Below are 736 nucleotides of genomic sequence, written 5' to 3' on the forward strand. Positions count from 1 at the left end.
GGCGGCCACGATCACCAGCCAGGCCGTACCGATGGAAAGGCGCACGCCGGTCAGCATGTAGGGCAATACCGAAGGGAACAGGATCTTGGTCAGCACCTTCCATTCGGAGAGATTGAGCACGCGCGCCACGTTCATGTAGTCCTGCGGCACGCGCTGCACACCAACGGCCGTGTTGATGATCATCGGCCAGATCGAGCAGATGAAGATCGACCAGATCGCCGCCGGATTGGCCGACTTGAACACCAGCAGGCCAATGGGCAGCCAGGCCAGCGGCGAGACCGGACGCAGCAAGCTGATGATGGGGCCGAACATGCGCGAGAGGAATTCCACGCGGCCAATCGCAAAGCCCAGCGGAATGCCCACCAGCGCCGCCAGTCCGAAGCCCATGCCGACCCGCTGCAGCGAAGCCAGCACGTTCCAGCCTATGCCCTGGTCATTGGGACTGTTGCGGTAGAAGGGATCGGAGAACATCACGCCCGCTTCCTTCAGGGTCACCCATGGCGTGGGGAAGCTGGCGGTCTTCAAGGCAATGATCTGCCAGACCAGCACCAGCAGCGCCACCCCCAGCAGGGGCGGCACCACGCGCATGAAGAGGCCGCCCGCAATGATCTTCTTGCGCAGGCTGCGCGCTTTCACGCTGCCGGCAGCGCTGGCGGCGGGTGCCACCTGCGCTTCGTTGGCGGCGGCGGCACGCACCGGCTCGCCCGCAGCAGACACGCCCGCGGGGGCGGTGGCC

1 protein-coding gene is annotated in these 736 nt (G+C 65.9%); it reads right to left on the minus strand.

Annotation, left to right across the window (positions count from 1 at the left end):
* Positions 1-717, minus strand: a 717-nt coding sequence (locus B3873_RS20365) for an ABC transporter permease subunit (RefSeq protein WP_414651554.1), incomplete at its 3' end; no start/stop codon positions are given.
* Between the last annotated feature and the right edge of the window lie 19 nt (positions 718-736).

Origin of the sequence: Herbaspirillum sp. UBA812, from assembly GCF_002296545.1 — a bacterium.
Taxonomy (GTDB): Bacteria; Pseudomonadota; Gammaproteobacteria; order Burkholderiales; family Burkholderiaceae_D; genus Herbaspirillum; species Herbaspirillum huttiense.